Origin of the sequence: Nonomuraea sp. PA05, assembly GCF_008086045.1 — a bacterium.
GTDB classification, from domain to species: domain Bacteria; phylum Actinomycetota; class Actinomycetes; order Streptosporangiales; family Streptosporangiaceae; genus Nonomuraea; species Nonomuraea monospora.
On record NZ_VSEY01000027.1, the window covers coordinates 90,644 to 115,272 of the forward strand.

General features: G+C 72.7%; 22 protein-coding genes. 12 read left to right on the forward strand and 10 right to left on the reverse strand.

Annotated features, from left to right (window positions below):
• Positions 1 to 9 precede the first annotated feature (9 nt).
• From FXF51_RS36560 to FXF51_RS36595, 8 genes are all read left to right on the forward strand, one after another.
• A complete protein-coding gene (locus FXF51_RS36560; protein ID WP_148439283.1) occupies positions 10 to 1,446 on the forward strand; it encodes an FAD-linked oxidase C-terminal domain-containing protein in 1,437 nt (478 codons plus the stop codon).
• A complete protein-coding gene (locus FXF51_RS36565) occupies positions 1,443 to 2,603 on the forward strand; it encodes an FAD-binding oxidoreductase (protein WP_148439284.1) in 1,161 nt (386 codons plus the stop codon). The genes FXF51_RS36560 and FXF51_RS36565 overlap by 4 nt, the downstream gene beginning before the upstream one ends.
• Positions 2,603 to 3,805: a (Fe-S)-binding protein gene (locus FXF51_RS36570; protein ID WP_148439285.1), complete on the forward strand. Its 1,203-nt coding sequence runs from the start codon at positions 2,603 to 2,605 to the stop codon at positions 3,803 to 3,805. Before FXF51_RS36565 ends, FXF51_RS36570 begins: the two co-directional genes overlap by 1 nt.
• Before the next feature lie 34 nt (positions 3,806 to 3,839).
• Complete coding sequence (locus tag FXF51_RS36575) at positions 3,840 to 4,580, forward strand: IclR family transcriptional regulator (RefSeq protein WP_148439286.1); 741 nt, start codon at positions 3,840 to 3,842, stop codon at positions 4,578 to 4,580.
• Positions 4,581 to 4,616: 36 nt separating this feature from the next.
• Positions 4,617 to 5,357 (forward strand): IclR family transcriptional regulator, encoded by a 741-nt coding sequence (locus FXF51_RS36580; protein WP_148439287.1) that lies wholly within the window; start codon positions 4,617 to 4,619, stop codon positions 5,355 to 5,357.
• Between the two features lie 4 nt (positions 5,358 to 5,361).
• Positions 5,362 to 5,574 (forward strand): DUF2277 domain-containing protein, encoded by a 213-nt coding sequence (locus FXF51_RS36585; RefSeq protein ID WP_148439288.1) that lies wholly within the window; start codon positions 5,362 to 5,364, stop codon positions 5,572 to 5,574.
• 63 nt (positions 5,575 to 5,637) lie between these two features.
• Positions 5,638 to 7,542 carry a hypothetical protein gene (locus tag FXF51_RS36590; protein WP_148439289.1) on the forward strand — a complete coding sequence of 635 codons (1,905 nt, stop codon included), beginning with the start codon at positions 5,638 to 5,640 and terminating at the stop codon, positions 7,540 to 7,542.
• A 34-nt stretch (positions 7,543 to 7,576) separates the two neighbouring features.
• Positions 7,577 to 8,377: an endonuclease/exonuclease/phosphatase family protein gene (locus tag FXF51_RS36595; protein ID WP_187414768.1), complete on the forward strand. Its 801-nt coding sequence runs from the start codon at positions 7,577 to 7,579 to the stop codon at positions 8,375 to 8,377.
• On the opposite strand, the gene FXF51_RS36600 is transcribed toward FXF51_RS36595, so the two are convergent.
• Positions 8,374 to 8,799: a septum formation initiator gene (locus FXF51_RS36600; protein WP_148439290.1), complete on the reverse strand. Its 426-nt coding sequence runs from the start codon at positions 8,797 to 8,799 to the stop codon at positions 8,374 to 8,376. The genes FXF51_RS36595 and FXF51_RS36600 overlap by 4 nt on opposite strands.
• Before the next feature lie 93 nt (positions 8,800 to 8,892).
• On the opposite strand from FXF51_RS36600, the gene FXF51_RS36605 reads away from it, so the two are divergent.
• From FXF51_RS36605 to FXF51_RS36615, 3 genes are read left to right on the forward strand one after another with little or no spacing between them, the layout of a single operon-like run.
• Positions 8,893 to 9,573, forward strand: coding sequence for a response regulator transcription factor (locus FXF51_RS36605; RefSeq protein WP_148439291.1), 681 nt, complete (start codon positions 8,893 to 8,895; stop codon positions 9,571 to 9,573).
• A complete protein-coding gene (locus FXF51_RS36610; RefSeq protein ID WP_148439292.1) occupies positions 9,570 to 10,808 on the forward strand; it encodes a sensor histidine kinase in 1,239 nt (412 codons plus the stop codon). The genes FXF51_RS36605 and FXF51_RS36610 overlap by 4 nt, the downstream gene beginning before the upstream one ends.
• Before the next feature lie 46 nt (positions 10,809 to 10,854).
• Positions 10,855 to 11,202: a PepSY domain-containing protein gene (locus FXF51_RS36615; protein ID WP_148439293.1), complete on the forward strand. Its 348-nt coding sequence runs from the start codon at positions 10,855 to 10,857 to the stop codon at positions 11,200 to 11,202.
• 36 nt (positions 11,203 to 11,238) lie between these two features.
• Here the strand turns inward: FXF51_RS36615 and FXF51_RS36620 are convergent, their stop codons facing one another.
• From FXF51_RS36620 to FXF51_RS36650, 7 genes are all read right to left on the reverse strand, one after another.
• Positions 11,239 to 11,967 (reverse strand): endonuclease/exonuclease/phosphatase family protein, encoded by a 729-nt coding sequence (locus tag FXF51_RS36620; RefSeq protein ID WP_187414769.1) that lies wholly within the window; start codon positions 11,965 to 11,967, stop codon positions 11,239 to 11,241.
• A gap of 75 nt (positions 11,968 to 12,042) precedes the next feature.
• Positions 12,043 to 12,720: an HNH endonuclease family protein gene (locus FXF51_RS36625; RefSeq protein WP_262380066.1), complete on the reverse strand. Its 678-nt coding sequence runs from the start codon at positions 12,718 to 12,720 to the stop codon at positions 12,043 to 12,045.
• Between the two features lie 57 nt (positions 12,721 to 12,777).
• Positions 12,778 to 15,840 (reverse strand): 2Fe-2S iron-sulfur cluster-binding protein, encoded by a 3,063-nt coding sequence (locus FXF51_RS36630; protein ID WP_148439295.1) that lies wholly within the window; start codon positions 15,838 to 15,840, stop codon positions 12,778 to 12,780.
• The gene (locus tag FXF51_RS36635) at positions 15,837 to 16,079 is read right to left on the reverse strand and encodes a sarcosine oxidase subunit delta (RefSeq protein ID WP_148439296.1); all 243 of its coding nucleotides are present in this window, start codon (positions 16,077 to 16,079) and stop codon (positions 15,837 to 15,839) included. The genes FXF51_RS36630 and FXF51_RS36635 overlap by 4 nt, the downstream gene beginning before the upstream one ends.
• Positions 16,079 to 17,281 (reverse strand): sarcosine oxidase subunit beta family protein, encoded by a 1,203-nt coding sequence (locus FXF51_RS36640; protein WP_148439297.1) that lies wholly within the window; start codon positions 17,279 to 17,281, stop codon positions 16,079 to 16,081. Before FXF51_RS36640 ends, FXF51_RS36635 begins: the two co-directional genes overlap by 1 nt.
• Complete coding sequence (locus FXF51_RS36645; RefSeq protein ID WP_148439298.1) at positions 17,278 to 19,671, reverse strand: FAD-dependent oxidoreductase; 2,394 nt, start codon at positions 19,669 to 19,671, stop codon at positions 17,278 to 17,280. Before FXF51_RS36645 ends, FXF51_RS36640 begins: the two co-directional genes overlap by 4 nt.
• Positions 19,672 to 19,753: 82 nt before the next feature.
• Complete coding sequence (locus tag FXF51_RS36650) at positions 19,754 to 20,371, reverse strand: GNAT family N-acetyltransferase (RefSeq protein ID WP_148439299.1); 618 nt, start codon at positions 20,369 to 20,371, stop codon at positions 19,754 to 19,756.
• Between the two features lie 31 nt (positions 20,372 to 20,402).
• Between FXF51_RS36650 and FXF51_RS36655 the strand changes: the two genes are divergently transcribed.
• A complete protein-coding gene (locus tag FXF51_RS36655) occupies positions 20,403 to 21,416 on the forward strand; it encodes a helix-turn-helix transcriptional regulator (protein ID WP_262380067.1) in 1,014 nt (337 codons plus the stop codon).
• A 13-nt stretch (positions 21,417 to 21,429) separates the two neighbouring features.
• Here the strand turns inward: FXF51_RS36655 and FXF51_RS36660 are convergent, their stop codons facing one another.
• Positions 21,430 to 22,218, reverse strand: a complete 789-nt coding sequence (locus FXF51_RS36660; RefSeq protein WP_262380068.1) for an SDR family NAD(P)-dependent oxidoreductase — start codon at positions 22,216 to 22,218, stop codon at positions 21,430 to 21,432.
• A 116-nt stretch (positions 22,219 to 22,334) separates the two neighbouring features.
• Positions 22,335 to 24,611 carry a tetratricopeptide repeat protein gene (locus FXF51_RS36665; RefSeq protein WP_148439300.1) on the reverse strand — a complete coding sequence of 759 codons (2,277 nt, stop codon included), beginning with the start codon at positions 24,609 to 24,611 and terminating at the stop codon, positions 22,335 to 22,337.
• Between the last annotated feature and the right edge of the window lie 18 nt (positions 24,612 to 24,629).

A 24,629-nucleotide genomic window follows, 5' to 3' on the forward strand; every position in this document is an offset into this window, starting at 1 on the left:
CTGATGATGATGGACAAGCTCGTAGCGGCTCTGCGTTCGCTTCTGCCCGGCGACTCGGTGATCACCGATCCGGTGCGGTTGCGCACGTACGAGTGCGACGGCCTCACCTACCACCGGGCGACCCCCGGCGTGGTCGTGCTGCCCGCCACGGCCGAGCAGGTCGCCCAGGTGGTACGGCTGTGCGACGAGCACGGCGTGCCCTTCGTGGCCAGGGGGTCGGGCACCGGCCTGTCGGGGGGCGCGCTCCCGCGCGAGGACGGCGTGCTGATCGTCACGTCGAAGATGCGCGCGATCCTGGAGATCGACCTGCCCAACCGCCGCGCGGTCGTGGAGCCCGGCGTGACGAACCTGGCCATCACCGAGGCCGTGCGCGACCGCGGCTACTACTACGCGCCCGACCCGTCTAGCCAGCAGGTCTGCTCGATCGGCGGCAACGTCGCTGAGAACTCCGGCGGCGCGCACTGCCTGAAGTACGGCTTCACCGTCAACCACGTGGAGGCCTGCGAGATCGTCACCCCGGACGGCGACCTGGTCACGCTCGACCGCCTGGACGCGGGCTACGACCTGCTGGGCGCGTTCATCGGCTCGGAGGGCACGCTGGGCATCGCCACCAAGGTCACGGTACGGCTGAGCCGCGCGCCGGAGGCGGTGACCACGGTGCTGGCGGCGTTCGAGAGCATCGAGCAGGGCGGGCTGGCCGTCTCGGCGATCATCGGGGCGGGCATCGTGCCGGCCGCGATCGAGATGATGGACGCGCTGGCCATCGAGGCGGCCGAGGCGGCGGTGGCCTGCTCCTACCCGGCGGGCGCGGGCGCGGTGCTGATCGTGGAGCTGGACGGGCCCGCCGCCGAGGTGGACCTCCAGTTCGCCCAGCTCCAGGAGCTCTGCGCGAACGCGTTCGAGCTGCGCGTGGCGGCCGACGCGGCCGAGCGGGCGGCGATCTGGAAGGGCCGCAAGTCGGCGTTCGCGGCGGTCGGGCGCATCAGCCCGGCCTACATCGTGCAGGACGGCGTGGTCCCGCGCACGTCGCTGCCCGCCGTGCTGGCCGCCATCGACCGGCTGTCTGCGGAGCACGACATCAGGGTGGCCAACGTCTTCCACGCCGGTGACGGCAACCTGCATCCGCTGGTGCTGTTCGACGACGAGGAGCCGGGGGCGGGCGAGCGGGCCGAGGTGGTGTCGGGCGCGATCCTCGACCTGTGCATCGAGCACGGCGGCTCGATCACGGGCGAGCACGGGGTCGGCGTGGACAAGTCCCGATACATGCCGAAGATGTTCAGCGCGGACGACCTGGACACCATGCAGCTCGTCCGGTGCGCGTTCGACCCCCGGGGGCTGGCGAACCCGGGCAAGGTGTTCCCCACGCCGCGGCTGTGCGGCGAGGTGCCGGGCGTGCGCAAGGGCGTGCACCCGCTGGTGGAGTCGGGGAAGGCGGAGCAGTTTTGATCGAGGGGGTGACGGTCAGGCAGGCGGGCGAGGACGACGCCGTCCTCGGCGTGCCGCCCCGCTGGGTGGCGCTGCCGGAGACCGTCGAGGAGATCGCGGCCGTGCTGCGGGCCTGCGCCGAGCGGGACCTGGCGGTGGTGCCCGTGGGCGGCGGCACGAAGCTGCACTGGGGCCCGCCGCCCGAGCGCTGCGACGTGCTGCTCGACCTGTGCTGCATGAACGAGATCCTGGAGCACGCCGCGGGCGACCTGGTGGTGCGCGCGCAGGCCGGGGTGACCATGGACGCGCTGGCGGGCACGCTCGCGGACAAGGGGCAGGAGCTGGCGCTGGACGTGCCGTTCAGCGAGGGCACGACGGTCGGCGGCACGCTGGCCACCGCGCTGCCGGGCCCGCGCGCCTTCCGGTACGGCGCCGCGCGCGACCTGCTCATCGGCATCACCGTGGTGCTCCCCGACGGGACGATCGCCCGTTCCGGCGGCAAGGTGGTCAAGAACGTCGCGGGTTACGACCTGGGCAAGCTCTTCACCGGCTCGTACGGCACGCTCGGCGTCATCGCGGAGGCCACGTTCCGCCTGCACCCCCTGCCCGCCGACCGCCGCTGGGTGGTCGCGGAGCTCGATCCCGCCGAGGCGGCGCGGCTCACGGCGGCGCTGGCGGCCTCGCAGGCCGAGCCGAGCGCCGTCGAGGCCGACTGGCCGGGCCCCGAAAGCCCGCTCACGCTGGCGGTGCTGGTGGAGGGCGCGGCGGCCGAGGCCAGGGCCGAGGCGCTGCGCGAGCTGGCCGGAGGCGCCGTCACCTGGGAGCGGCCGTCCTGGTGGGGGCTGATCGACAACGACGAGGTGCTGGTCGAGGCGCGGTTCCTGCCGGAGGACACCGCTGCCGTGCTCGACGCGGTGGCGACGACCGGGCTGGCGCTGCGCGGCTCGCTCGCCTCGGGGCGGGTGCTCCTGGCGGCGTGGCGTGAGATGGCAGGGGACGAGCTGGCCGCCGCCGTGGCGCGGCTGCGCGAACGGGCGCGGGTGAGCGTGCTCGCCGCCCCCGGCAACGGGCTCGACCGGTGGGGGCAGGTGAGCGGGCTGCCGCTGATGCGGCGGGTCAAGGAACGGTTCGACCCCGGGCGCAGGATGTCTCCCGGACGGTTCGTGGGAGGCATCTGATGGACCCGAAGCTGATCAACGACTGCGTGCACTGCGGGTTCTGCCTGCCGACCTGCCCCACGTACGCGCTGTGGGGCGAGGAGATGGACTCCCCGCGCGGCCGCATCCACCTGATGAAGCAGCACGTCGAGGGCACCCCCATCACACCCGAGATGGCCGGGCACTTCGACGCCTGCCTGGGCTGCATGGCGTGCGTGACGGCCTGCCCGTCGGGCGTGAAGTACGACCGCCTGATCGAGCTGACCAGGGTGGAGGTGGAGCGGCAGCACGTGCGCGAGCCCGAGGACAGGGCCGTGCGCGGCATCGTGTTCAGCCTGTTCCCCTACCCACGGCGGCTGCGGCTGCTGCGCCCGACGATGTGGCTGGCGGAGCGGATGGCGCCGTTCCTCACCCGCGTGAACCCGAGCCTGGGCGCCATGGCCGCGCTCGCTCCGCGCGTGGAGCGCCGTCAGCGCCTGCCGCGCCTGGTCAGGGCCAGGGGCGAGCGGCGGGCCACGGTCGGCATGCTCACCGGCTGCGTGCAGCGGGAGTTCTTCCCGCAGGTCAACGCGGCCACGGCGCGGGTGCTCGCGCTGGAGGGCTGCGACGTGGTCGTCCCGCCCGAGCAGGGCTGCTGCGGGGCGCTCAGCGTGCACTCCGGGCGCGACGAGCAGGCCAGGCGGCTGGCGAGCCGGACGGTCAGGGCGTTCGAGCGGGCCGGGGTGGACACCGTCGTGGTGAACGCCGCCGGATGCGGCTCCTCCATGAAGGAGTACGCCGAGCTGCTGGGGCACGAGCCCGCGTTCCGCGTCGTGGACCTGTCGGAGTACCTGGCCGAGCTGGGCCCCGTCGCCAAGCGGCATCCGCTGCCGGTCACCGTCGCCTACCACGACGCCTGCCACCTGGCGCACGCCCAGGGGGTGCGGGCGCAGCCGCGCGAGCTGCTGGGCGCGATCCCCGAGCTGGAGCTGCGCGAGATCCCCGAGTCGGCGATCTGCTGCGGGTCGGCGGGGACGTACAACCTGCTGCGGCCCGACGCCGCGCGCGACCTGGGCGACAGGAAGGCCAAGGCGGTCGGCACGACCGGCGCCGAGCTGCTGGTCTCGGCCAACCCCGGCTGCACCATGCAGATCGCCGCCGCCATGCGGCGCGCCGGCGCCGCGATCAGGGTCGCGCACACGGCCGAGGTGCTGGACGCCTCCCTGCGCGGGGTGCTGCTGTGACGGGGCCGCCGGCCGGAGCGGCGGAGGTGAGCCGGTGAGCGTCCAGTCCGTCGAGCGGGCCCTGGACGTGCTCGAAGCGCTGGCCGAGCACGGCGGCGAGGCCGGGCTGTCGGAGATCGCCGCCAGGACCGGGCTGCCGTACGGGACCATCCACCGGCTGCTGCGGACGCTGCTCGCGCGCGGTTACGTACGCCAGGAGTCCGACCGGCGCTACGCCCTGGGCGGCGGCCTGGTGCGGCTGGGCGGCATCGCGGAGAGCATGGTCGGCGTGTGGGCGCAGCCGTACCTGACCAGGATGGTCGAGCTGTCCGGCGAGACCGCGAACCTGGCGGTGCTCGAAGGCGACTTCGTCGTCTACGTGGCGCAGGTGCCCTCGCCGCGCAGGCTGCGGATGTTCGCCGAGGTCGGGCGGCGGGTGCTGCCGCACAGCACGGCGGTGGGCAAGGTGCTGCTGGCGGGGCGGCCCGCCTCGGAGGCGGTCGCGGTGTTCGAGCGCACCGGCATGCCCCGCCGCACCCCCAACACGATCACCGACATGCCCGCCATGCTCACCGAGCTGGGCGCGGTCAGGAGCCGCGGCTACGCCATGGACCTGGGCGAGGAGGAGCTGGGCGTGCACTGCCTGGCCGTGCCGGTGCAGGACGGCGACCGCGTGGTCGCCGCGATGTCGGTGTCGGGGCCCGCCGAGCGGATCGACGCGCTGAACCGCGACCACCTGGCCGAGCGCATGCGGAAGATCGCGACGGACTTCGGCCACGAGCTAGCGCCCGGATAGAGCCCGGGATTTCGGCCACGAGGCTAGAGTTGCGCCATGGGCAACAGCACGTCGGTGCAGTCGGTCGATCGTGCCATCGCGATCCTGGAGATCCTGGCCCGCGACGGGGCCACCCGGGTGACGGACCTGGCCGCCGCGCTCGACGTGCACAAGTCCACGGCGTTCCGGCTGCTGGCGGCGCTGGAGCAGGGCGGGCTGGTGGAGCAGACCGGTGACCGCGGGCGCTACCGGCTCGGGTTCGGCGTCGTACGGCTGGCCGGGGCCGCCACCGCGCAGCTCGACCTGTCGCGCGAGAGCCGTCCCGTGTGCCTGCGGCTGGCCGAGGAGATCGGCGAGACCGTCAACATCGCGGTGGGGCGGGGCGGCGACGCGGTCAACGTCAGCCAGGTGCGCGGCCCCGCCGCGATCAGCGGCCACAACTGGGTCGGCCAGCGCACCCCCTCGCACGCCACCTCCAGCGGCAAGGTGCTGCTCGCCTACGGGGCGCTGCGGCTCGCCCCCGAGCTGGAGGGTTACACACCGCACACGATCACCGCGCCGGAGGCGCTGCGCCTGGAGGAGATCAGGGAGCGCGGCTGGGCCGCCACGGTGGAGGAGCTGGAGGTCGGGCTGAACGCGGTGGCGGCGCCCATCAGGGGCGCCGACGGGTCGGTGGTGGCCGCCGTCAGCGCCTCGGGGCCGTCCTACCGGCTGACGCCCGACCGGCTGGCGGAGGTCGGCGCCGTGCTGATCTCCGGCGCACAGGAGATAAGCCAGCGCATCGGATATTACGGTTGATGCCATGTGTAGAAGCATCAAGACCCTCCGCCCGCCGTACACCGAGGACGTGACCGAGGAGGACGTGCGGGCAGCGGCCCTCCAGTACGTCAGGAAGATCTCCGGCTTCCGCGCGCCCGCGTCGCACAACGCCGAGGCGTTCGACAAGGCCGTCGAGGCGATCACCAAGGCCTCGGAGGAGTTGCTGGGGGCGCTCCAAGTTCGCGGGAGTCGTTGACAGGGCCTGCCCGTCGGAGAAGTCTCCCCGGTGTAACCCCCAGCGAGCCCCCAGGGAGCTGTCATGATCAGCGGGTTGTACCAGGGACAGGACGGCGACTCCCGGCTGGCGCTGCGCGTCGACGTCGACGGCGCCAGGCCCATGGGGCGGGTCAGCGGCGACCTGTTCACCGTGGCCGGGGCGACCACCTCCTACGTCGGCTCGTTCGTGGTCCACAACGCCGTCGTGCGCGACGGGCGGATCCAGGGGGCCGGGGAGTTCACGTTCGGCACGCCGGTGCACGACGTGAGCGTCACGATCACCGAGGAGTCCGCGACGGCCGCCGTCGCGGGGCGCACCTACCAGGTCTCGTTCGTCTCGCCGCGCTTCCGCAGCGCGCTGCTGGAGGTGGACTCCGTGGTCGGGACGGTGCCGTTCGCGGCCTACCCCACCGGGTCGCTGCCGGGGCCCGGCGGGTCGCCGGCCAGGGAGCTGACGGTGGTGTCGGCGTACGCGGAGGCGGGCATCGAGCTGACCATGGCCGAGCCGGGCGTGATCCCTGTCGAGGGCTCGGGCATGGACCTGGCCTGGGACGACGCCGAGCTGCACCACGCGATGACGCGGCACTTCAGCGCGTTCGGCGACGCCGTGGCGTGGCGGCTGTGGCTGCTGGTGGCCAGCAAGCACGTGGGCGGCTACCGGGGCATCATGTTCGACTACAACGACGCCCACCAGCGGCAGGGGGCCGCCGTCTTCTACGACGCGATCAAGGGTGACACGCCGCAGGCGCAGCGGGCGCAGCTCCGCACGTACGTGCACGAGCTCGGCCACGCCTTCAACCTGCTGCACTCCTGGCAGAAGAACCTGGCCACCCCGCCCCAGCCTCTCGGCCCCAGCGGCGGCTTCGGCGACCTGTCCTGGATGAACTACGTGCAGAACTACCGCCCCGGCGGCGAGCAGGGCTACTGGGCCGCCTTCCCCTTCCAGTTCACCGACGCCGAGCTGATCCACCTGCGTCACGGCTTCTACCGCGACGTCGCCATGGGCGCGAACGCCTTCGGCACCGGCGCCGCCGAGATCGACGCCTTCGAGCAGCCCGTCGAGGACCGCTCAGGGCTGCGGCTGGAGCTGCGCGCCAAGGAGTCGTACGAGCTGGGCGAGCCCGTCGTCGTGGAGCTCAAGCTGGCCTACACGGCCGAGCCGCGCACCACGCACGGCCACCTGCACCCCGACACCGAGTTCACCCAGGTCTCGATCACCCAGCCGGGCGGCAGGACCGTGCTGTACCGGCCGATGATGCGGCACTGCGTGGACACCTCCCCAGAGATCCGCCTCGACCCGGGCAACCCGGCCATCTACCGCAGCGCGTACATCGGGCACGGCCGGGACGGCCACTACTTCCAGCTTCCCGGCGAGTACCAGCTCCGCGCCCAGTACATCGCCGCCGACGGCTCCCGCATCGTCTCCCCCGCCTGCCCGATCAGGGTGCGCCTGCCCGTCAGCCGCGACGACCACCTGGTGGCCGAGCTGATGCTGGGCGAGGACCAGGGCAAGCTGTTCTCGCTGATGGGCTCCGACTCGCCTGCGCTGCGCTCGGGCAACGAGGCGCTGGACGAGGTCATCAGCCGGTACGGCGACCACCCGCTGGCCGTCCACGCCCGCCTGGTCAAGGGGCTCAACGCCGAGCGGGAGTTCAAGGAGCTGACGCCGGGCAACCGGCTGCGCATCCGCCCGCCGGACCCGAAGCAGAGCATCGAGCACCTGACGGCCGTGGCGCGGGACGCGAGCATCGACAACATCACGCTGAACCTGGCGATGCGGCGGCTGGCCAGGGCGGAGGCGCGGCAGGGCGACATGGTGCGGGCCAACGCGGTCATGGACCAGATGGTCGCCACGTTCGAGGCCAAGGGGGTCAACGACATCATCCTGGGTCAGATCCGGCGGCAGGCGGAGCTGACGAAGGCCGCGCTGGGGGCCGAGATGTCGTGAGCGCCACTGGATCCCACGCTCTATTTTCGTAGGCGTGCGGATCATCTCTCTCAACGCGTGGGGCGGCGCGATGTTCGACGACCTCGCCCGCTGGCTCGACACCTGTGACGCCGACGTCCTGTGCCTTCAGGAGGTGACCCACACCCCGGCGGTCACGGGCTGGACCCGGTTCGAGGACGACGAGCGGTCGCTGCCGCAGCGGGCCGACCTCCTGGGCGACGTGCGTTCCCTGCTCCTCCACCACCACGGCCTGTTCGCGGTGAGCGACTCCGGCCCGGTCCAGGATCAGGAGGGGCGTACCCATCGGGAGGACTTCGGGCTCGCCACGTTCGCCGCCACGGCGCTGCCGCTCGTCGGCGTGCGGTCGGCGTTCGTGCACGGCGCGTACGTCGAGCACGACCGCTACCCGAGCGGCGGCCGGCCGCGCGCCGCGCTGGCCGTGCGGGTCTTCGACCCGGCGGCACGGCGGTTCGTCACCGTCGTCAACCTGCACGGCCTGCGGGACCCGGCGGGGAAGGCCGACACTCCCGATCGCCTCGCGCAGGCGGAACGGCTCGCGGAGCTCGTCGCGAGCGTGCGCGAGGAGGGCGACCTGACCGTGGTGTGCGGCGACTTCAACGTGCTGCCCGGCAGCGAGACGTTCCGGGTCCTCGCCGGGCTCGGGCTGACCGACCTGGTGCTGGACGCCGACACCAGGACGTCCCGCTACCCCAAGCCAGTCCGGCACGCGAGCTACCTGCTCGTCTCCGACCCCGCCGCCGTCAAGCACTTCGAGATCGTGGCGACGCCGGAGGTCTCCGACCACCGGGCGCTGCTGCTGGACCTGCGGCCCTAACCGCCGACGCGGGAGACCGGCGCGCCGCCAACACAAGTGATCTTGAGTTCGAGTTCCTCGCCCTCCTCGGGCTCGAACTCGACCTTCGCCTCCCGCGCCGGCCCCCGCCCGACCTCGTCCACCGAGTACCCCTGGGCGGGGCTCCACGAGCGCAGCGTGACCAGGTCGCCGTCGCAGGAGGCGATCACCGTGCCGCCCGCGCTGCGGATCAGCTTGCCCTGCTGCGCCGTCTGCGACGGGGTGGCGCCGGCCGTGACGGCGGCGCGGGTGGTGGCGGTGGCGAGGGCCTCACGGACGTCCTCGCGGCTGAGCACGTGGCTGTCGGTGCCCGTCAGGCCGTTGCCGAGCAGGCCGAGCACCGCCACGGCGGCGCCGGTGGCGGCGAGCGCGGTGACCACCCACGCGACGACGAGCTTCTTCATGCCACTCAGGTTTCCCCACGTACGGCTAAGGCCAGGTTAAGGCGACGCTAAGGCTGCCCGGGGCATCGCCGATGACCGTCTACGTTCTTGTATATGGCGGACATCCTGCTCATCGAGGACGACGTGGCGATCCGTACGGCGCTCAGCCGGGGGCTGTGGGACCTGGGCCACGCCGTCTCCTCCTCCCCCACGGCGCTGGAGGGCCTGCGACTGGCCGTGCAGGACCGGCCCGACCTGATCGTGCTCGACCTGGGGCTGCCGGATCTGGACGGGGTGGAGCTGCTGCGGATGTTGCGGGCGGTCAGCCGGGTGCCGGTCATCGTGGCCACGGCCCGCGACGGGGACGCCGAGATGGTGCCCGTGCTGGACGCCGGGGCCGACGACTACGTGGTCAAGCCGTACAGCGCGGCGCAGCTCGACGCGCGGGTGCGGGCCGTGCTGCGGCGGGCCGGCGGGGCGGCGCCCGAGGAGCCGCTGCGGGTGGGGGCGCTGCGGGTGGATCCGCGTGCGCGGACGGCGACGCTGGACGGGGCGGCGCTGGACCTGACGCCGCGCGAGTTCGACGTGCTGAACTATCTGGCGGCGCGGCCGGGCGAGGTCGTCACCAAGCGGGAGCTGCTGACCGAGGTGTGGCAGCTTCCCTACGGCGGCGCCGACAAGACCGTGGACGTGCACCTGTCGTGGCTGCGCAGGAAGCTGGGCGAGACGGCCGCCGAGCCGCGTTACCTGCACACGGTGCGCGGGGTCGGGGTGAAACTGGTGGAGCCGTCGTGAGGCGGTGGCTGGCGCTGCTCGTCGCGGCCACGACGTCGCTGGTGCTGATCGCGTTGCTGGTGCCGATGGCGCTGCTGATCCGCGCGGTGGCCGAGAACGGGGCGATGAGCCGGGCCACGGCCGCCGCCGAGTCGGTCGCGGTCACGGTCGGCACGCCTGACCTGGCGCTGGCGGTGGAGCAGGTGTCGCGGCCCGTGACGGTGTTCCTGCCGGACGGCTCCACGGTGGGCACGCGAGCCGCCCGCTCCGACGCCGTGCGCCTGTCGGCGACCGGGCGCAGCGTCACCGCCGAGACGCCCGGCGGCAGGGAGGTGCTCGTCTCGGCGCAGTCGGCCGGCGGGACGGCCGTGATCAGGGTGTTCGTGCCGGACGCCGAGCTGATGCGCGGCGTGCGGGAGGCGTGGCTGGCGCTGGCGCTGCTCGGGTTCGGGCTGGTGGCGCTGGGCATCGTGCTGGCCGACCGGCTGGCGCTGGCCGTGACGCGGCCGGTGGACGGGCTGGCCCGGGTCTCGCACCGGCTGGCCGGAGGCGACCTGACGGCCAGGGCCGAGCCTGGCGGGCCGCCCGAGGTGCGTTCCGTGGCGCTGGCGCTCAACCACCTGGCCGGGCGGATCGACGAGCTGCTGGCGGCCGAGCGGGAGTCGGTGGCCGACCTCTCGCACCGGCTGCGCACGCCCCTGACGGGCCTGCGGCTGGACGTGGAGTCGCTGCGCGACCCAGAGGAGGCGGCCCGCGTGCAGGCCAGGGTGGACGCGCTGGAGCGGGCCGTGAGCGCGGTCATCACCGAGGCGCGGCGGCGCTCGGCCGGGCGCGACTCGTGCGACGCGGCGGCCGTGGTGCGCGAGCGGGTGCGGTTCTGGTCGGTGCTGGCCGAGGACCAGGGGCGGGAGGTGTCGGTCTCGGTGCCGGAGGAGGAGCTGCCGGTCGCGGTGGGGGCGCAGGAGCTGGCGGCGTGCGTGGACGCGCTGCTCGGCAACGTCTTCGCGCACACCCCCGAGGGGGTGTCCATGACGGTACGGCTCCGGCCCCGCCCCAAGGGAGCCCTGCTGACCGTGGAGGACGCGGGGCCAGGGTTCGAGCCCGCCCTGCTGGAGCGCGGGAACAGCGGCGGCGGCTCGACGGGGCTCGGGCTCGACATCGCCCGGCGGACCGCCGAGTCCTCGGGCGGCGGGCTGGCCGTCTCCAGGTCGGCGGAGGGCGGGGCCCGGGTGGAGCTCACCTTCTCGTCGCCTTAACCGGCCTTTAGCGCCCGGTTACCGCAGATCGCGATTACGTAGGGCCATGCGAATCACGAAGAAGCTCCTTGTTGCCGGAATCGTCTCCATCGCCGCCACCGGCGGTGCGGTCTACGCCACCGCTGCCTACGCCTCCGAGGCCGCCGCTCCCGCCGTCGCCCCCAAGGTCACGGCCGAGCAGGCCATCGGGATCGCCCTCAAGCAGGTGCCGGGCTCCTGGGTGAGCGAGCTGGACTTCGACGCCCGCGGCCAGCAGGCCGACGTCTGGGAGCTGGAGCTGACCAAGGGCGCCGAGCGCCACGAGGTGGACGTGGACGCCGCCTCGGGCAAGGTCACCAAGCAGCAGGCCGACCAGGACGACGACGACCAGAACGACGACGGTGACGACGACTGATCTCCCATGACGGCGCCGGCCCGCGGGCCGGCGCCGTCAGCGCACCATCCTCATGACGAGCGGCCGGTGGTCGGACAGCGTGCTGGTGAGCACGGACCCGCTGGTCGTGGTGATGCCACGGGTGTAGACGTAGTCGATGCGGGCGTCGCCGTGGGTGGGCTTGTTGGCGTAGCGGGCGCCGGTGTCCATCCAGCCCGCGCTGACGAACCGCTTGGACAGCGCGTCCGTCGGCGGCGCGTTGAAGTCGCCGGTGAGGACGATCCCCGTCCTGGTGCCGAAGTAGCCGAGCACCTTGGCGGCCTGCGCCTCGCGGCGGCTGACCGAGGTCGCCGACAGGCCGGGCGACAGGTGCGTGGTGAACACCCGGATCTGCGCGCCGCCGCCGAGGTCGAGCCTGACCCCGGCCATGGACCGGTTGACGGGGCAGGTCGCGAAGTCGCTGAGCTTGATCGTCACCCGCTCGACGATCTTGTAGGAGGACAGGATCGCGTTGCCTGCCTTGCCGGGCTGCGGATCGTCGCAGGGCCCCACGTCGTCGCCCGCGCCGAAGTGCGCGTTGTCCGTGATGTCCCAGCCCAGCTCGTCGGCGAGCAGGCGGACCTGGTCAGCGTCCGGACGGCGGTGGATCTCCTGCAGCGTGACCACGTTGGCGCCGCTGTCGCGGATCACCTTGGCCATGGCCTTGATGTCGGCGTCTTCGCCGTGAATGTTCCAGTCGAGCACGACGACGTTGGCCGCCGCGGCGTTCGCCGCGGGTGCCGCCATGACGGTTAACAGGACGCAGCCCGCAATCACATGACAACGCATGACTCGTGATCTTACGTTATGAACCTGTGATCGTCAGCAGTTGTCCAGGATGCCCTTCATGGCGTCCTTCTCCGCCGAGGTGACCCAGAGCTCGTACTTGGCCTTCACGTCCACCTGCTTGGCGATGTAGGTGCAGCGGTAGGACTTGCGGGGCGGCAGCCAGGTGGCGGCGTCGGAGTCGCTCTTCTGGCCGTTCAGCGGCCCGTCCACGGCCATGAGGTTCATCGGGTCGTTGGCGAACTCCTTGCGCTTGGTGGCCGGCCACTGCTGGGCGCCCTTCTGCCAGGCGTCCGAGAGCGGGATGACGTGGTCGATCTGCACCTCGGTGCTGGTGTCCTGGCCGCGCCTGAACTTGATGGTCTTGCCGCTGTACGGGTCGTGCAGGGTGCCGGTGAGGACGATGCAGTCGTGCGTGCCGGACTTGAACGTCTCGTCCTCCAGGTCGCGCTTGAGTATGTCGTTGCGGGTGTCGCAGCCGTTGCGGTCCACGTCCGCCCACGCCGGGCCGAACTTCTCGCGCTCGAAGCCGGTGCGCGGGGCGCGGCCCTTGACCGCCAGCTTCGCCAGCTTCTTCTTGGCGTCGGAGACCGACGCCGGGTCGGCCTTGGCGGCCTTGCCACCGCCGTCCGACGACTGCACGGCGTCGAGCCCGCCGCAGCCGGTCAGCATCGTCGCCGTGGCCAGACCCGCTATGAACGCCCGCACCCGCACGCCCGCTCCTCAGACTTCCGTAGGTTCGTAAAGTCTAAGTAATGCCCAAATATGGATCTATATTGCGTCGATCAACCACTCGGCGAGGTATCGGGTGAAAGATGAGCGTACATAGATGCGGTACAGGTCGGGGGCGCGGCGTTCCATGATGACCCCGGTCTTGCCGAGCAGCGTCTGGGCGTGGCCTGGGAAAACGTCCGGGTGCAGGTCGAGGGGGCAGCCGGTGATCAGTACGTCCTCGGCTCCCGGGCCGGACAGCTCCAGGATCGTCCGCTGCCCCGAGACGTCCACCCAACCCGGCGGCACTGTCCCGATATTTCCGGATACAAGCCACCAGGACGGGCCCAGCCGCAGCCCCGCGCCCGGATCCGCGCCCCGCACCTCCCACATCGGCTCGAACGGCACCTCACGCAGCCGCACCCGCCCACCGCTCACCGCCGCGAACCGGCCCGCGAACGCGGCGGCGGGGCTCTCGGCGTACGCCTCGCAGACCGGGGTGACAGGCGCTCCGGTCAGCGGCTCGCCGTCGCGCCGGGCGTTGTCCGGGTCGTAGAAGACGGGCTCCACGACGGTCACCGGCCGCGTCACGCCCCCGGACACGGCGCTCAGCCGGTCACCGGGCCCGACTTCCTTGGCCAGAGCCAGGCAGAACGTGCGGCCGAGCGCGGCGCTGCGATAGCTGGAGGTCACGTGACCCAGCATCGGCGCGGCACCGTCCGGGGCAACGAGCTGCGCCCCCTCCTCCACCAGCGCCGCCGGATCGTCCGGCAGCAGCCCGACCAGGCGCTTGCGATCGCTCCTGGCGGTGTCGGGCCTGGCGTGCGAGCGCTTGCCGACGTAGTCGGGCTTGCGCCGGGAGACGATCCACGACATGCCCAGGTCCTGCGGGGTGACGGTCCCGTCGGTCTCCTGGCCGACGATCGCGAACCCCTTCTCGGCCCGCAGCACGTGCATGGTCTCCGTCCCGTACGGCACCGCCCCCAGCTCCAGCACCGCCTCCCACAGCGCCCGCCCGTACGCCCATGGGACGTTCACCTCGTAGGCCAGCTCGCCGGAGAAGCTGATCCTGAACACCCTTCCGGCCACGCCCATCACGTCAGTGGCGGCGTACCGCATGAACGGCAGATCGAGCGCCCCGGGCGCGACGGCCGCGAGAACCCGCCTGGCGTGCGGCCCCGCGACCACCACGGTCGCCCAGTGGTCGGTGACCGACGTGAACGACACGTCCAGGCCGGGCCACTCCGTCTGGTGCCACTCCTCCAGCCAGTCGAGCACCTTGGCGGCGTTGCCCGTGGTCGTGGTCATCAGGAAGTGGTCCTCGGCGAGCCTGGCCGTGGTCCCGTCGTCGAGCACCATCCCGTCGGCGCCGCACATCAGGCCGTAGCGGCAGGCGCCGACGGCGAGCGTGGAGTACAGGTTCGTGCAGACGCGGTCGAGGAACGCGCCGGCGTCCGCGCCCCTGATGTCGAGCTTGCCGAGGGTGGAGGCGTCCATGGCGGCCACGCCGGTACGGGCCGCGCGGCACTCGCGCAGCACGGCCTCCTCCATCGGCTCGCCGTCCCGCGGGAAGTACCAGGGGCGTTTCCACTGGCCGACGTCCTCGAACACCGCGCCTCCGGCCACGTGGGCGTCGTGCATGGCGGTGGTTCTGACGGGGTCGGACAGCTCGCCCCTGTCGCGCCCGGCCATCGTGGCGAACGACACCGGCACGTACGGTGGCCGGAACGTGGTCGTGCCGACCTGGCCCGGGGCCGCGCCGAGCAGGGCGGACATGACGCCGGCGACCAAGGCGCCCGAGGTCTTGCCCTGGTCGGCGCCGGTCCCGGCGGTGGTGTAGCGCTTGACGTGCTCGACCGAGCGCATTCCGGTGCCCGTGGCCCTGGCCAGGTCGGCCACGGTCACGTCCCGGTGCAGGTCCGCGAACGCGTGCTCCCCCTCGACCAGCCACAGGGCGGCGGGCGGGCGCAGGGGCTGCTCGTCGCACTCAGGGACGCGCAGCCCGTACGCGCTGCCCCCGGCGGCCTCCGCTCCGGCCGTGTAGCCGTCGGCGATGGCCTCGCGGGTGCCGTACAGGCCCCGGCAGGCCCCGGCCGACCGCTCGGCCTGGGCCGAGGCCCCCGGGACGAACGCCTGCGACGTGTCGTCGAAGCGCACCCGGCCCTGCGACTGGCTGAACAGGTGCACGGCCGGGTTCCAGCCGCCCGCGACGGCCAGCAGGCCGGCCTCGACGTGCCGCGCGCCCACCTGGACGCCGTTCAGCACCCCGTCCGCGTCGCCCGTCGTGCCGGTGACGACCTCGCCCGCGACGCGCGGGTCCACCACGGCGGCGATCTCCACGCCGGCCGCCGCCAGGTCCCTGGCCGCCTCGTACCCGGAGTCGGCGCAGGCGAGGACGACGGCCCGCCGCCACGGCGCGACCCCGTACCGGTTGGCGTAGGCGCGGGCGGCGGAGGCCAGCATCACGCCGGGCCGGTCGTTGCCGGGGAAGGCGAGCGAGCGCTCGTGCGCCCCCGTCGCCAGCACCACCTCGCGCGCCCTGATGTGCCACAGCCGCTCCCCGCGCGCCCGCCGCTGCACGGCCACCACGTAGTTGTGGTCGTAGTAGCCGACGGCGGTGGTCCGGGTGAGCACCCGTCCCGGCAGGTCGAGGCCCGCCACCCAGTCGAGCGCGGGCGCGCCGTCGAGCAGCAGCCGCGAGTTCAGCAGGTCGCCGCCCAGCCGGGGCTGCTCGTCCACGAGGATCACCCGCGCGCCCGCGCGGCCCGCGGCCACCGCGGCGGCCAGCCCGGCGGGCCCGCCGCCGACCACCAGCACGTCGCAGTGCAGGTACCCCTTGTCGCAGCGGCGCTCGTCGGCGGCGTCGAGGTCCACCCGCCCCTTGCCGCGCAGGCTCCACGCCTCCAGCCCGTCGTACAGCTCCACCACAGTGGCCGCCAGCATCGGGTCCGCGCCCACCCTGACCAGCGCGTTCGGCTCCTCGGGCCCGGCGGTGAAGACGCCGCGCGGCCGGCCCAGCTCCACGCTGCGGCCCACCACCATGACGCCGTTGCGCAGCAGCGCGGCGGCCAGCGTGTCACCCGGCTCGCCGCGCAGCTCACGGCCGTCGAACGTGAATCTCATCCGGGTTTCCTGACCTCGTGGGTGACCGTGTGCCGCTCGACGGTGAACCAGGCCCGGCAGCCGTGCACGTGGAACCAGCGCTCGTGGAACCAGCCCTTGGGGTTGTCGCGCAGGAAGACGTAGGCGGCCCACTGGGCGTCGGTGGTCTCGCCGTCCGGGTAGGAGATCCCGGCCTGGCCGCCGTAGTGGAACTCGTTCTCGTCGCGGGGGCCGCAGTGCGGGCAGTCGAGCAGCATCATCAGTGCGCCACCGCCGCCGCGCCGTGCTCGTCGATGAGCGCCCCCGTGCTGAACCTCTCCAGCGCGAACGGCTCTGCCAGCGGGTGCGGCCGACCGTGGGCGATCGTGTCGGCGTACACCCAGCCGGAGCCGGGGGTGGCCTTGAAGCCGCCGGTGCCCCAGCCGGCGTTGATGTACAAACCGTCCACCGGCGTGCGGCCGATGATCGGCGAGGCGTCGGGCGAGACGTCCACGATGCCCGCCCACGTCCGCACCACACGGACCCGGCTGAAGATCGGGAACAGCTCCAGCGCCGCCGCCATCTGCGCCTCGATCACCTGGACGCCGCCCCGCTGGCCGTAGGAGTTGTACGCGTCGATGCCCGCCCCCATGACCAGCTCGCCCTTGTGGGCCTGGCTGACGTACACGTGCACGGCGTTCGACATGACCACGCAGCCGAGCACCGGCTCCAGCAGCTCCGACACCAGCGCCTGGAGCGGGTGCGACTGCAACGGCAGCCGGATCCCGGCCTGCGCCGCCAGCACCGAGGTGTGCCCGGCCGCCGCGAGCGCCACCTTCCCGGCGGCGATCCGGCCGCGCGAGGTCTCCACGGCGACGACCCGGTTGTTCGTGATCTCGAACCCCGTGACCTCGCACCCCTGGATCAGGTCCACCCCGTACGCGTCGGCCCCGCGCGCCAGCGCCCACGCCACGTGGTCGTGCTTGGCGATGCCGCCGCGCCGCTGCAGCGTGGCGCCCATCACCGGATAGCGGGCCCGGCCCGACACGTTGATGATCGGGCAGAACTTGCCGACCTCGTCCAGGTCGAGCCACTCGGCGTCCACGCCGTTGAGCCGGTTGGCGTTGACCCGGCGCCTGCCCTCGCGCACGTCGCCCAGGTTGTGCGCCAGGTTGAGCACCCCGCGCTGGCTGAACTGCAGGTCGTAGTCCAGCTCCGCGCTGAGCCCCTCCCACAGCTTGAGCGAGTGCTCGTAGATCGCGGCGCTCTCGTCCCACAGGTAGTTGGAGCGGATGACCGTGGTGTTGCGGGCCATGTTGCCGCCGGCCAGCCAGCCGCGCTCCAGGACGGCCACGTTCGTGATGCCGTGATTCTTCGCCAGGTAGTAGGCGGTGGCCAGGCCGTGCCCGCCGCCGCCCACGATGACGACGTCGTAGGCGGGCCTGGGGTCGGGGTTGCGCCAGAGGAAGCCGGGGTGGGTCAACGCCTGATCTTCTCCATCCCTGGGTCGAACAGCGGCTCGGCGGCGACCTCCGCGGGCACCCGGCGGCCAAAGTAGGAAATATCGACTTTCGTTCCGGGCTCGGTCAGCTCGGCCGGGAGCCAGGCGTAGGCGATGGGGGCGCCGATGGTGTGCCCGTAGGCGGCGCTGGTGACGTACCCGACCGTCCGGCCGTCGTGCCCGACCGGCTCCTTGCCCATCACGACCTCGGCGCTGAGCAGCGGCACCAGCTTGCGCGTGACGTCCTTGGTGAGCGCGTCACGGCCGATGAAGTCCTTGTCGTCCCTGACGGCGAAGCCCAGCCCCGCCTCGTACGGGGTGTGCTCGGTCGTCATGTCCACGCCCCAGAGCCGGTAGCCCTTCTCCAGCCGCAGGCTGTTGAAGGCGGCCCGGCCCCCGGCGACCGCCAGCCCCGGCGCCCACAGCGTGTCCCAGAGCTTGAGTCCCAGGTCGGCCGTGGTGTACAGCTCCCAGCCCAGCTCGCCCACGTACGAGACCCGCATCGCGAGCACCGGCACGTGCCCGACATATCCGGACTTGCAGCCGAAGTAGCGGAAGTTCTCGTGCGACAGGTCCAGGTCGGTCAGCCCCTGCACCAGCTCCCTGGCCCGCGGGCCCCACACGCCGACGCAGCACGTCCCCGGCGTCAGGTCGCGCACTCGCACCCCGCCGGGGGCGTGCCGGGCAAGCCAGTCGAGGTCGAGGTTGCCGTTCGCGCCGACCTGGAAGGTCTCCTCGTCCAGCCGCGCCACGGTGAGATCCGAGCGGATGCCGCCCCTGACGTCCAGCAGCAGCGTGTACGTCACGGAGCCCGGCTTCTTGTCCACGTTGTTGGTGGTCATCCGCTGCAGGAACGCCGCCGCGCCCGGCCCGCTGACCTCGATCCGCTTCAACGGGGTCATGTCGAACAGCGCCACCCCCTCCCTGGCGGCGTGCGACTCGGCGGCGGCGATCGGCGACCAGTAGCGGCTCGCCCACTCGTCCCGCCGCTCCGCGCCCGCCGCGTCCCGTGGCAGCTCCTCCAGCAGCGGCGCGTTCGCCTCGAACCAGTGCGGCCGCTCCCACCCCGCCGCCTCCAGGAAGAACGCGCCCAGCTCCCGCTGCCGGGGGTGGAACGGGCTGGTGCGCAACGGCCGCGGCGACTCCATCGGCTGCAGCGGGTGGATGACGTCGTAGACCTCGACGAAGTTCTGCTTGCCGCGCTCCTCGACGAAGGCGGGCGAGAGCTGCGTGCGCTCGAAGCGGTTCAGCTCGCACTCGTGCAGGTCGATCGTCGAACGCCCGTCCACCAGCACCTCGGCCAGCGCCCGAGCCACCCCGGCCGAATGCGTCACCCACACGGCCTCCGCCAGCCAGAACCCGTCCAGGTGCGGGGCCTCGCCGATCAGCGGGAAGCCGTCGGGGGTGAAGGAGAAGATCCCGTTGATGCCGTCCTCGTACTTGGACTCGGCCAGGGCGGGCAGCAGCTCGACCGCGTCGCGCCAGGCGGGGTCGAAGTCGTCCTCGGTGAACGCCTGCACCGACGGCATCGTGGTGGACCTGGGGCCGATCTCGTCCTGGGCGACCGGCATGGGGCGGTGGGAGTAGGAGCCGATGCCGATGCGGTCGCCGTGCTGTCTGAAGTACAGGTCGCGGTCCTGGTGGCGGAGGATCGGGCCAGGCCTCAGCTCACCCAGCGGCCCGGACTTGGCGTACTGGTGGGCCAGGGGCAGCAGCGGCACCGTCAGCCCGGCCAGCTTCCCGATCGACGGCCCCCAGAACCCGGCCGCGCACACCACCACGTCCGCCGGAATCGTCCGGTACTCCCCCGACACCACCACCGAGACGCCCGTGACCCGCCCGCCGCTCTGCTCGACGCCGACCACGGTGTGCCCCGGCAGGAACCTGGCCCCGCGCTCGATGGCCCGCTCCGCCTGCGCCCGGCCGCACGCCACCGCCGCCGCCAGCCCGTCACTCGGCACGTGGAACCCGCCGAGCACCCGGCCCCTGTCGAGCATCGGCCACAACCCGGCGCACTCGCCGGCGTCGAGCAGCCGCGCCTCGACGCCCCACGACTCGGCCCAGCCGAGCTTGCGGTGCAGGTCGGCCCAGCGCTGCGGGGTGGTGGCCACCTCCAGCCCGCCGACCTGCCTGAAGCAGTCGCCGCCCAGCGCCGTGTACTTGGCCACGGTGTAGGCGGCGAACTCGGTCATGGTCCTGGACGGGTTGGTCTGGAAGACCAGGCCGGGGGCGTGAGAGCTGGATCCTCCGGCGGCGAAGAGCGGGCCCTGGTCCACGACCGTGACGTCCGTCCACCCCCGCTCGGTGAGCTCGTCGGCGAGGGCACAGCCCACGATCCCGGCTCCCACGATCACCAGACGGGGTCGGCTCATGGCGCCTCCGGTTGTTCCTTAATGCGCAACACACACCGGACTACGCAACGACCATAGATTCCAGATCCCGCCGGAACAAGAGCTACCGCACCGGCGAGGTGTCCCGTACGAGATACGTGACCACACCCGCGTCCGGCACCGCCAGTTCCTCGAACCCCAGCCGGTCGTAGAAGGCCCGCGCCGCCACGTTGCTGGTCAGCATGCTCAGATGCAGCCCCGTGACCCCGGCCTCGCGCAACCCGTCCACGAACGCGCCCATCAGCCTGCGCCCCCATCCCTTGCCCTGCCACTCCGGCAGCAGGTCGATGTGCAGGTGCGCCGGATGCCCGGCCAGCTCGGGCAGGATCATCCGCTCGGGCCGGTAGTGCAGGGCCAGCATGTCGTCGTCGGGCGTGACAGGCGGGTCGGCGGGCACCGGCAGCGCCGCGCGCGGGATCCACTCCTCCCGGTAACGCCGTACGAACCGCTGCGTGTCGGCCGTGCCTACGATGTAGCCGACGGCGTTGCCCTCACCGTCGTCCACCACGTGCGCGTGCTCGGGCTCGAGGATCACGTACGGGGCTGCGAACAGGTCGCCCATCAGCCGGTCGGAGGCGTAGTGGCCGCGGGCGTCGCCTCCTGCGTCAGCGGTGCGCACGCAGATGTCGTAGACGGCGTCCAGATCCGGGGACTGGTACGAACGCACATAAGGGGAGATCATTCGCGACAACGTACCAGTACGCTGAGCTGGCGTGGGAAAGGGACACATGGCGCAACAGCGGCGCTTACTCGAAGGCCTCGGCGTCACCGTCGCCGAGGAGACCGCTTACCGTGCCCTGCTCAGGCACGGCCCCGCGACGCTGAGCGAGCTGGCCGCCGAGACCGGCTCGTCCGCCGCCGCCATCCGCCGCATGCTGCCCAGGCTGGAGGACCTCGGGCTGATCTCCCGCGTGGCCGGCCGCCCCCTCCGCCTCGTCTCCACACCGCCGAACATCGCCATCGACATCCTCGTCGCGCGCCGCCAGGAGGAGCTCACCCACAGCCGCGCCGCCGCCGCACTCCTGGCCACCGAGGTCGCCGACCGCGGCGGGCCACACCCGGAGGAGGTCCTGGAAGTGGTGACCGGCCGCGACGCCGTGGCCAGGCGCTACCTCCAGCTCGAACGCAACGCCACCCGGGAGATGCTGGTGCTGGTGCATCCGCCGTACGCGGTGGACATCAGCGACGACCGCGAGAACCGCCGCCGCGCCGCCCGCCAGGGCGCCCTCGTCACCCGCGGCATCTACAGCCCGCTCGCCTTCGAACAACCGGGCATGCTGGCCCACACCCGCCGCGCCATCGCCGACGGCGAGCACGCCAGGCTCGGCCCCGTCCCCGTCAAACTCGCCATCGCCGACGCCCGCACCGCCATCCTCCCCCTGGTCTCCGACGAGGACCGCGCCGTGGAGAGCGCCGTGGAGAGCGCCCTCGTCGTCCACCCGTCGGCGCTCCTGGACGCCCTGGTGGGGCTGTTCGAGACGCTGTGGCGGGCCGCCGTCCCGCTCCGCCTGACCCCCGACGGGCTGGAACAGGAGCGGCACGGGCCGGACGAGGAGGTGCTGGCGCTGCTCGCGGCCGGCATGAAGGACGACGCCATCGCGCGGCAGCTCGGGCTCAGCCCGCGCACGGTGCAGCGGCGGGTGCAGGTGCTGTGCGAGCAGCTCGGCGCCAGGACCCGCTTCCACGCCGGCTTCCTGGCCGCCCACAACGACCTGCTGCCCAAGTGAGGTGGCCGGCGGCCTACGTGATCAGGATCCCGCCGTCCACCGGCAGCGCCACCCCGGTGATGTACGAGGCCGCGTCGCTCGCCAGGAACACCGCCGCCGCGACCAGCTCGGCCGGATCGCCCGCCCGCTTCATGACCACCCGCGACTCCATCATCTGCTCCAGGTAGCCCGGCTTGTACTGCTCGGTCATCTCCGAGGCGAAGAAGCCGGGCTCCAGGCAGTTGACCCGGATGCCGCGCCGGCCGGTCCACTGCTGAGCCAGGTCGCGCGTCAGGCCGACCACGCCGGCCTTGGACGCGCTGTAGGCGGCCTGCGGCAGGCCCGCGGTGGTCTCGCCGAGGATGCTGCCGATGTTCACGATCGACGAGCCCGGCCGCATCACGCGGGCGCACGCCTGCGCCATCCAGTACGTCCCGTGCAGGTTGATCTCGACCACCTGGCGGAACGCCTCGGGGGTCTCGCGCAGCGCGGGCACGGCCGTGCCGACCCCCGCGTTGTTGACCAGCACGTCCACCGTGCCCATGGCCTCGACGGCGGCGGCCACGACCGCCTCGCAGTCGTCGGGCCGTGACACGTCGGCGGGCACGGCCAGGCAGCGGCGGCCGGCCTGTTCGACCAGCTTGCGCGTCTCCTCCAGCCGCTCCTTGCGCCGGGCGCAGATCACCACGTCGGCGCCCGCCTCGGCCAGGCCGCGCGCGAACGCCACCCCCAGCCCCGCGGACGCGCCGGTGACGATCGCCACCTTGCCGTCGAGCCGGAACCGCTCCAGCACGCCTGGATCCGTACCTCGCACGTCGCCCACCTGACCGCGCTCCTTCCCGCCGGTGTTGGTCTTCTGGGGGAGAATGGCACACCAAGGGCACCCACGCGAAGGGGCGGCCCGCCATCGGCGAACCGCCCCTTCCCGCAAGAGTCGGCCTACAGGCCGTACTCCTTCACGATGCGCTCGTGCCGCTCGACCTCGACGTCGATCTCACGCGCCAGGTCGAGCCAGGCCAGCGGATGCACCCACCGCTCGGTGGCGTCGTCGAGCAGCGCGTCGACCTCGGAGGGCGCCACGTCGGGCGGCACCGCGACCCAGCCGAACACGCCGGGCAGCGGCTCGCTGCTGGTCGGGTGGGTGACGGTGTAGTTCTCGTCGCTGTAGACCCACATCGGCCAGCCACGCTCGGCCATGACCTCGGTGAACTCGGCCCAGTCCTCCTCGCTCGGCGCGGCGCCGTCGAAGAAGTAGCTGGTGTAGCCGCCGGGCCGCAGGATGCGCACCGCGGCGAACGGCGGCACGAAGTTCTGCTGCTCCTGCGGGTCGTCGGGGACCGGCTCGAGGAGCTGCGGGTCGAAGACGACCAGGTCGCCGGCGTTGTACTCCATGCCGCGTGGCTGCGGCAGGGCCAGCCGGGCGGTGGCGGGGCCGGTGCGGATGGACAGGACCTGGCGCTGGCCGCCGTCGGGGGCGGGCAGGATGAGCCGGATGAGGCCCATCTCCTCCTCGATCGGGCCCTCCGCCGACTTGATCGGCATGCCGATCTTGGCGGCGCCCTTGCGCACGGTCTCCCAGTCCTCCGCCGAGGTGGCCATGACGATCATGCGCCAGACGTCCTCGTCGGTGAGCTCGTCGAGCACCTCCAGCAGCACCTCGGCGGCCCTTGCGTTGGCGTCGAGCTGCTGGGCGGCGCCGGACAGCAGGCGGCGGGCCTCGATGCCGGCGCCGGCGTGGATGGCGTGCTCGGCGGCGTCGACCGTCTCCTGCCAGCGCTCGCGGGCGCTGTGCAGCCTGGCCAGCGTGAGGTGCTGGGCGGCGTGCGGCAGCAGCGCGGCCATCTGCTCCAGGCGCTCGTCCTGGCGGGCCTCGATGAGCAGCGTGGTGAGGTAGGCCACGTCGTCGGGCTCGGCGGTGGCGATGTCGCCGTTGTCGACGAGCAGCTTCCAGTAGATGTCGGCGCCGGTGGCCGGGTAGCCGAGGAAGCCGAGGGTGGTGGTGTGCCGGCGGGTGGCCTCGATGTCCTGGCCGGACAGCGGGGCGAGCCAGCCGACCCACCGCTCAGGGTCGGCGTTGAAGCCGTCGGCGGCGTCGAACAGGCCGACGCGCTCCGCCACGGGGCCGGGGGCCTCGGGCTCGGCGGTGGCTTCTGCGGTGGCCCGCAGCGCGGCGATGCGCTCGCTCAGGTCGCCCGCCTCGCGCAGCTCGGCGCTGCCCGACTCGGCGAGGTCGGCCAGCAGCCTGGCCTGCCACACGCCCTGCCTGCCGATGGCCAGCTCGCCGGCGACGAGCGCGAGCTCGACGCGGGAGCGGTAGCCGCCCATCATGCCGAAGTAGTCCATCCACTGGCGCACCACGCGGCCGAGCTGCCAGGTGTTGGTGATCTGCGCGGAGCCGGCCAGCTTGTTGACGGCCTGCGTCCACTCGACCCACACCCGGGGGTGCTCGCCGACCACGTCGAGGTCGGGCAGCGCGTCGACGGCCTCGGCGATCCGGCCGAGGGTGGCCAGGATCAGCGACCTGCGCACGCCGTCGCGGTGCTCCTTGGCGACCGGGTCGTCGGCCTGGAACTCGGCGGCGGCCTGCAACGCGGTGAGCGCGTCCTCGGCGCGGCCGGCGGCCAGCAGCGCGCGGGCGCTCTCCGCGCCCAGCTCCCAGCTGGCCTCGCGGCCTGCGGTGCGCAGCCGCTCGACGGCGGACTCGGCGTAGGTCACGGCCTCGCCCGGCTTGCCCGCGTCGATGAGGGCCGCGACGTACTGGGTGACGAGCCCGGAGAAGGCCGGCTTCTCCGGGGTGGTGCTCTCCAGGTAGGCGCCGAGGGTCTCCAGCCGCTCGCCGGCGTAGCCGGGGCCGTCGGTGTTGGCCCAGACGATGGCCAGCGCCTCGACGGCGGCCGGCACGGCGGGGCACTCACGCACGTCTTCGCGCTGGGCGAACGCGAGGATCTGCTGGGCGTCGTCGATGGCGACCGCGCCCTGGGCGCGGTCGCCGATGCGGCCGATCAGGTGCCAGTAGCGGGCGTAGAACTCGAGCCAGGGCAGCTCCAGGGCTTCTGCCTGCTGCGCGATGGCCGGGGCCATGACGTCGAGCTGCGGATACCGGCCCTCATAGGCCTGTGCGGGAAGGTCTCCCAGCGCCATGGCGAGGCCAACGTTGCCCGCCTCGGAAAGCTGCTGCTGGGTTTCGCCGACCCAGGCCCAGATGTCCACGTCCATGAGGAGTCAGTCTGCCAG